Origin of the sequence: Oscillatoria sp. HE19RPO (assembly GCF_024220515.1) — a bacterium.
Taxonomy (GTDB): Bacteria; Cyanobacteriota; Cyanobacteriia; order Cyanobacteriales; family Laspinemataceae; genus Laspinema.
In genome coordinates, this window is the sequence record NZ_JAMXOT010000331.1 from 1 (window position 1) to 7727 (window position 7727).

Annotated in this window: 5 protein-coding genes; 3 read left to right on the forward strand and 2 right to left on the reverse strand. The window is 45.5% G+C overall.

Features of this window, described 5'->3' with window-relative positions; all coding sequences use genetic code 11:
• Positions 1-517: 517 nt before the first annotated feature.
• The gene (locus NG833_RS25530; protein WP_254568088.1) at positions 518-2878 is read right to left on the reverse strand and encodes an ATP-binding cassette domain-containing protein; all 2361 of its coding nucleotides are present in this window, start codon (positions 2876-2878) and stop codon (positions 518-520) included.
• A 416-nt stretch (positions 2879-3294) separates the two neighbouring features.
• Between NG833_RS25530 and NG833_RS25535 the strand changes: the two genes are divergently transcribed.
• From NG833_RS25535 to NG833_RS25545, 3 genes are read left to right on the forward strand one after another with little or no spacing between them, the layout of a single operon-like run.
• Positions 3295-4866, forward strand: a complete 1572-nt coding sequence (locus NG833_RS25535; RefSeq protein ID WP_375293956.1) for an IMS domain-containing protein — start codon at positions 3295-3297, stop codon at positions 4864-4866.
• A gap of 15 nt (positions 4867-4881) precedes the next feature.
• The gene (locus tag NG833_RS25540) at positions 4882-5682 is read left to right on the forward strand and encodes a D-alanyl-D-alanine carboxypeptidase family protein (RefSeq protein WP_254568089.1); all 801 of its coding nucleotides are present in this window, start codon (positions 4882-4884) and stop codon (positions 5680-5682) included.
• Positions 5683-5725: 43 nt separating this feature from the next.
• Positions 5726-7213 (forward strand): serine/threonine-protein kinase, encoded by a 1488-nt coding sequence (locus tag NG833_RS25545; protein ID WP_254568090.1) that lies wholly within the window; start codon positions 5726-5728, stop codon positions 7211-7213.
• 303 nt (positions 7214-7516) lie between these two features.
• Here NG833_RS25545 and NG833_RS25550 read toward each other — a convergent pair.
• On the reverse strand, positions 7517-7727 hold a 211-nt coding region (locus tag NG833_RS25550), incomplete at its 5' end, for a hypothetical protein (RefSeq protein WP_254568091.1).

Here is a 7727-nt window from a genome sequence, read left to right on the forward strand (position 1 = left end):
ATGTTCGTAGTAACGACTTCAGTCGTTATCTTATCTATGTTCGTAGTAACGACTTCAGTCGTTATCTTATCTATGTTCGTAGTAACGACTTCAGTCGTTATCTTATCTATGTTCGTAGTAACGACTTCAGTCGTTATCTTCTTAAATTTGTAGTAACTGACATCTTCCAACCGTAGCGATAACCCACGGGCGTTATTGAGAATGGGGAATTTGTCTAACTTACTACAAACGAAGAGAACGACTGAAGTCGTTACTACGAACATTAAGAGAACGACTGAAGTCGTTACTACGAACATTAAGAGAACGACTGAAGTCGTTACTACGAACATTAAGAGAACGACTGAAGTCGTTACTACAAACAAAAGAAACGACTGAAGTCGTTACTACAAACAAAAGAAACGACTGAAGTCGTTACTACGAACTAAGAGAAGAGAACGACTGAAGTCGTTACTACGAACTAAGAGAAGAGAACGACTGAAGTCGTTACTACAAACTAAGAGAACAACTGAAGTCGTTATCAAAAAATATCTTTACGCTTTTGCACCCACAAAGTTAATCCTAAATACACCGTAGCGTGCAATAACAACATCCCCCAATTTAACCCTAAATTTGCCCAAGTTGGCTCATAAATTGCCGTCGGTTCAAAAGGCAAGGGCATCGTTGTTCCATCAGGCAAAACCGTTGCTTCCGGGACCATTGCATTCACATCCACTAACGCCCCATAAGCCCCCACGGACCACCGACTCAGCATCACCCAGGAAATCACTCGTCCCACCCCTTCCATGCTAAATAATACCCCCGCAAAAATAATTTGCGGTAGCAATAATAGGGGTAAAGAACTGTTCGCCTGAGAACTATTTTTAACCAAGGCAGAAACCAGCAATCCCAGACTCATACTGGTAAACAAAGTCAAAACTGTACTGATTCCCACTCCAATCGCCCAGGGAATTAACTCCGGTTGGGGACTTTTAAATCCAATTAAAATTGCCGCCACCATTAACACCGTTTGCAGCAGGGATAATCCCCCTAAAATTAGCAATTTAGACCCCAAATACGGAAATAGCCCTAAATTGACCAACCGTTCCCGCATATAAATCGCCGATTCTTTGACAATTTCTTGCAAGGAAGTCGAGAGTCCAATCCAAATCGCCGCAGAGGTAAACACAAACAACACCCGAAGGGCCAACGGGGCTAAAGTTGCTTCTGGTTCGCCAATTAACGGGTCTTTGTCTCGAATTGCTAAGGTAATTAAACCAATGCCAATGGGGGCTGTTAATAATACCAACCCTAAGTTAATCCGGTCCCGTTGCACCAATTTAAAATAGCGTTGAGTCAGGAGAGAAAGCTGCTGCAAACCGGAGGGTTTGACTTGACTGGGAGGGGCGATCGCTGACCCTTTGCCGGTACTTAAATGATTATCTACATAAGTGCGATAATAGGTGGACTGGCGAAAGCTATTCGCCCATTGTGCCGCGTGTTCTTCCCCTTGTTCCAATTCGTTATAAATATCAGCAAAATCACCGGAATTGATGCGGAAAAATTGGAATGCTTCATCCGGTGGACCAAAATAACAGGGATATCCTCCACGTCCCATAAAAACGACCCGATCGCAAAGTTTAATATTCGCCGTCGCATGGGTGACTAATACAATCGTCCGCCCTTGATCCGCTAACTTCCGCAACAATTGCATCATTTTTTTATCCAACCCCGGGTCAAGTCCCGAAGTGGGTTCATCTAAAAAGAATAATTTCGGGTCCGCGAGTAATTCCACCCCAATACTCACCCGTTTGCGCTGACCCCCACTCAGTTGATTCACCAATACCGTTTCGCGATCGCCCATTTCAATTTCTGCGAGAGTCTTGGTAACCACCGCCTCCACATCCGTATCCGGTGGCAACCGTAATTTCGCCGCATAAGTCAGCACTTCTTGCACCGTTAGCTGTTTGTGGATAATATCATCCTGGGGAACATACCCAATTTGAGTACGATAAATATTAAAAGTCGTCCGCAAATCATCCCCATTAATATACACCCGTCCCTGAGTCGTCGGGTCAATTCCCAATAAAGTTCGCATCAGGGTAGATTTTCCCGTACCACTCCCCCCCACCAACGCCACAAACTGTCCCGGTTCGATCGCCAGGGTAACTTGATTTAATAACCGCTTGACTTTTGACCCATCTTTCACCTCACGGACCAACCCCTCCGCATCCAAGCGAATTTGACTCCCTTGATCCAGGACCTGTAACTCATCTCCACGCACCAACAAGGTAAATGGACCAATCCGAATCGTTGCGCCATCAGTGAGACGCTGGGAAGTTTTCACCCGTTGCCCATTGACAAATACTCCGTTTGTGCTATAATCGGTTATCGTATAATTATCAATCACCGCATGACGACGGGAGACAATCGGCGCATCCAGTTGGAGATTGCAGGATGGGTCTCGTCCCAACACCACCGATCGCCCAGCTAACGAGAGCGATCGCACCGTCGGAGGCGCACCGGCACTCGCCGGATTAATATAAGTGAGTAAGATTTGGTCTTTAGGATTTTGACCGATACGAATTTGCGTCCCATCGCGCATCAGGAACCCTTCCTTCGGGGTAATTCGAGTGCGATCGATAAATAACCCATTGGTACTCGGGTGCTGTCCATCGCCATCATAGATATGATACTCACTTCCCACCTTAGACAGAACTGCATGAGCACGGCCAATAATTTGCCAATCCGGGGGAACCAGCAAATCCGCCCCCGAAGCGCGATCGCGTCCAAACACATGGCGACTGTCCGTCAACTCCAGACGCATCACCTTGCCATGATTATTCAGTTCCAGATAGGGATTGACATTTAAAACCGTTTGTTGTCCGGGGGGATTTGTCATTTGTCATTGGTCCTTAGTCATTGGTCATTAGTCATGGGTCCGTGGATAGTTACCGTCTCCTATCAACTATCAACACTATCCACTCTCCACTATCGACTGTCAACTGTCAAAGTAGCAAACAACTTCCTTCTCCAAAGGACCAAGGACCAAGGACCAAGGACCAAGGACCAACAACCAATGACCACCCCCCATTTCTCTGCTGTCCGTAACTCAAAAAAAATCCCCAAATCTCCCAAATCCAATCCCATTAATGTTTCTAGCTGCTGTCCGTAAATTTAACATCCAATCCCTTTAATTAAAAAACCCTGACAAATGACCAAGGACCAATGACCATTCTTAAAGATTAGTTAACAAATTCAAGCCTAACCGAAGACTCATGATATGCTCAGAAAAAGTCTGACGAGGCGAGCCGCTTTATGATGACCCCAACAAGGCTGAACAACCGCTATCAAGTGATTCGAGACATTGGTGCCGGTGGATTTGGGCAAACATTTCTGGTAGAAGATACCCAAATGCCGACCCAACGGCGCTGCGTTGCCAAACAACTCAAACCCGTTACGACCAATCCCCAAATCTTTCAACTGCTGCAAGACCGCTTTGCCCGAGAAGCAGCTATCCTAGAAGAATTGGGAGAGGGAAATACCCAAATTCCCCGGTTGTATGCCTATTTTGAAGAAGAAGGGCAGTTCTATCTCGTCCAAGAATGGATAGAAGGGGAAACCCTGACTCATCGGGTCGAAAATAGCGGCAAACTCAGCGAAAGTTCAGTCCGGGAAATCCTCGTCAGTCTGTTGCGAGTTTTAGAATTTGTTCATAGTCAACGGATTGTCCATCGGGATATTAAACCGGATAATATCATTTTGAAAAACTCCGATGGAATCCCGGTTTTGATTGACTTTGGCGCAGTCAAAGAAACAATGGGTACGGTGATGAATTCCTCGGGAAACGGGACCAGTTCTATTGTGATTGGCACTCCGGGATTTATGCCATCAGAACAAGCAGCAGGACGTCCGGTATATTCCAGTGATTTGTATAGTTTGGGGTTGACAGTGATTTATTTGCTGACAGAAAAATGGCCCCAAGAATTGCAGACGAATCATGAAACCGGGGAGATTGTTTGGCGACAATATGCACCCAGAATTAGTCCAAGTTTGGCAACAGTTTTGGACAAAGCGATTATGTCCCATCCGCGCGATCGCTTTCATAGTGCCAGAGAAATGTTGGATGCGTTAGAAGGCAGGAATTCTAGTTCCCCAGCAGTCGCAGTAGTCCCGCCTACGGTAGCATCGGTCACCCCAGTTGCCAATGGAGTTCCTGTGACTACGGTTTCCGCACCTCTCCCAAATTATCAACCGCCGACGGTTGTTTCTCCCCCTACCGCACAACCTGTAGATACAACCCGCAGTAGCGGCATGGGAGACTGGCAAAAGGCGATCGTTATCGGCGGAATTATTGGTGCTTTTGTGTTGATTGGACTCTGGATTACTCGACCCCAACCCACCCCAACAACTGCCACTGCTGACTCTGAAACTGACAATTCTGGAACATCTCCCAATCCGGACACAAGCAGCAATTTCGCACCTGTTCCCAGTCAACCGACTCCTTCAATTACCTCGCAAGAGGCCGTTGCTTTGATTAATAATTGGTTAGCAGCAAAGGAGAGGATATTTGGGCGTTCTTATGACCGCCAGTTAGCGGGAAGATTAACTACAGGTGAGCGCTACCGCACAACCATCGGTTCTATCGACTGGCTGCAAAACAACAATGCTTATTATGAATATTTTAGCTACAACGTTCAACCAAAACGAGATGTTTTCGTTTCCGGTACAGAAGCCAATATAGAAGTGAACGTTACCGAAGATTTGATTCTTTATGTCAATGGACAAGTAGATCCAAATCAAACAACATTCGGCCCTCAAACCCAATCTTATCGTTTCTTTTTTGAATGGGTGGGCGACAGTTGGAAGATATCAAAAGTCCAATCGTAAGCGGCTCTGAGAATCATGAAATTGAAAAACAAAAAATTACATTCACCCTTTCAATTTATAGGACTTGTTGCTTTAGCTGCGCTGGTCGTTGTTTTATTGGGAGTTGGTTTCCTTCAAATTGGTAGATACCATCAAATGGATGGTTCTGCTCAACGAACGAGGCAAGAGGCCCCAACAATTACCCAGAATGAGGCAGAAAACAATTTTCAATTGAGTTCCGAAGAAACTCAGGATTCATCATCCGCTGAAGCTACTTATCCCGTTGATTTAGCTATGCAGAATCCGGATGGGGAAGATAGTTATTTAGGCCATTTATTCTATCCAGAAGCAGATCCAGATAGATTAATGATGATTGCCAGTTATGGGGAAGAAGTTTATCAAAGATTTGAGTATCTTGATTTGGAGGCAGGCAAAGCGCTGATGAAGCTGATTGATTCAGCCAGAAATGATGGAGTTTGGATTGTTTCTGTCTCAGCATTTCGTGATGTTGACCGGCAAAGACTTTTATTTGAAAATCAAGTTGAACGTCGCGGTTCAATTGAAGCCGCATCGAAAATTAGCGCACCACCGGGTTATAGTGAACATCATACTGGATTAGCAGTAGATTTAGCAGATGGGCGCTTTCCCAAACAAGATATCACCTCCCAATTTGAAGATACAGATGCTTTCCGGTGGCTGCAAAGAAATGCTCAAAAATTTGGATTTGAAATGTCTTTTCCCCCTGACAACGAGCAAGGAGTAATGTATGAACCCTGGCATTGGCGATTTGTCGGTTCGGATCATGCTCGTGCCATGTTTGCAAAAGCAAAAAATTGACCCTAAGTTTAGTTTTTGATTACCTATAATTAAAAAAAAATCCATGAACAAACTAACCCTACTAAACAATCGCTATCGGATTATTCGAGAACTGGGTTCTGGTGGATTTGGGGACACCTTTATCGCGGAAGATACCCAAATGCCGTCAGAACGGCGCTGTGTGGTCAAACAACTCAAACCCGTCACGGCTAATCCTCAAATCTTTCAACTCATCAATGAAAGATTTGCCCGAGAAGCGGCAATTTTAGAAGCATTAGGAGAAGGAAACCGCCAAATCCCCCGGTTATATGCCTATTTTGAAGAACAGAGTCAGTTTTACCTGGTCCAAGAATGGATAGAAGGAGAAACCCTGACCGATCGCGTGGCAAATCAGGGGAAACTGAGCGAAAGTTCAGTCCGGGAAATCCTGATGAGTCTGCTGCCGGTGTTAGAGTTTGTTCATAGTCAACGGATTGTTCATCGGGATATTAAACCGGATAATATTATGTTGCGTCGGGGTGATGGAATTCCTATTTTGATTGATTTTGGCGCAGTCAAAGAAACAATGGGAACGGTGATGAATTCTTCGGGAAACGGGAACAGTTCTATTGTGATTGGAACTCCGGGATTTATGCCATCAGAACAGGCAGCAGGACGCCCGTTGTTTTCCAGTGATTTGTATAGTTTGGGGTTGACGGCGATTTTTTTGCTGACGGAAAAATGGCCCCAGGAATTGGCGATGAACCATGAGACGGGGGAGGTGATTTGGCGACAATATGCACCCCGAATTAGTCCAGGTTTGGCAACGGTTTTGGACAAGGCGATTATGTCCCATCCCGGCGATCGCTTTCATAGTGCCAGAGAAATGTTGGATGCGTTAACTCCATCTGCGCTACCCGAGTATGGGATACCTCCGGCGATCGCCTCCCCATCACCTGTTCATCCAGTTCCTGCACCTGTAGTTGTTGCTGCGACTGCTGCGCCATCATCCCCTGTGGATAAATCTTCTCTGGGTGATTGGCAAAAGGCGGCGATTATGGGGACAATTATCGGTGTATTTGTCTTCGTCGGACTTTGGATTTCTCGACCCCAACCGGCAACGACTTCATCCAATGTCATCGGAACGGAACAATCCCCACCCCCAGAAGCGGGTAATGCTTTCCCGGAGGTTGAGAGTAACTCACCGGAAGCGCAACCGGCACCCAATCCGGTACCATTCATTGAGCGACCAGATCCTAAACAATTTATTAGAAATCATTATACCAATCTGAATCAACGGCAGTATGAGACAACTTGGAAGAGGCTTTCTCCTAATTTCAAAAGCAAGGCGAGTACCTTTGCGGATTATGTGGACTGGTGGGAGAGTGTGGCAGAGATTCGGGTGGGAAATGTGCGGTCGATCGCCCAGACGGAACGAGAGGCGATCGTGGATGTGCAGTTACAGTATTTAATGAACGATGGCAGAATTGTTTATGACCAGAAAAGTCGGGTTAATTTAGTTTGGGATAATCAGCAGCAGACTTGGTTGTTTGAGGATAAATTTGAGCCGTGATTTTGTGGATTTATTAAGGAATTTATTGTAAAAAAATGGGGCGATTGATTAATTAACTCGATAGTAGAATATAGCGGTTACCATAGTTATGAGGTAGTTTTTTGGAGTGCGTAAAGCCTTCGGCATAGCTTCGCTTACCGCAACAGCGTGTGCGTCAGCACAAACATCTTGCTCGCTATTCTCCAAGGGGATTGCAAAATATAAATCCTCCAAATGTTCAACTGAAAGGAAGGTATCTGTCGGAGTAAATGCTTGCGCCCCAGGGCGTATGCAATACGCCCCTACGTTGACGGGGCTACTTCGTTACGCTCCGCGAACGCACTCTTTATAGCTTCTGTAACCCATGAATCCGTGAACTGCTATAACAATTAAGAAACGACTGAAGTCGTTACTACGAACTTTGACAAGATAACGACTGAAGTCGTTACTACGAACTTTGACAAGATAACGACTGAAGTCGTTACTACGAACTTTGACAAGATAACGACTGAAGTCGTTACTACGAACTTTGACA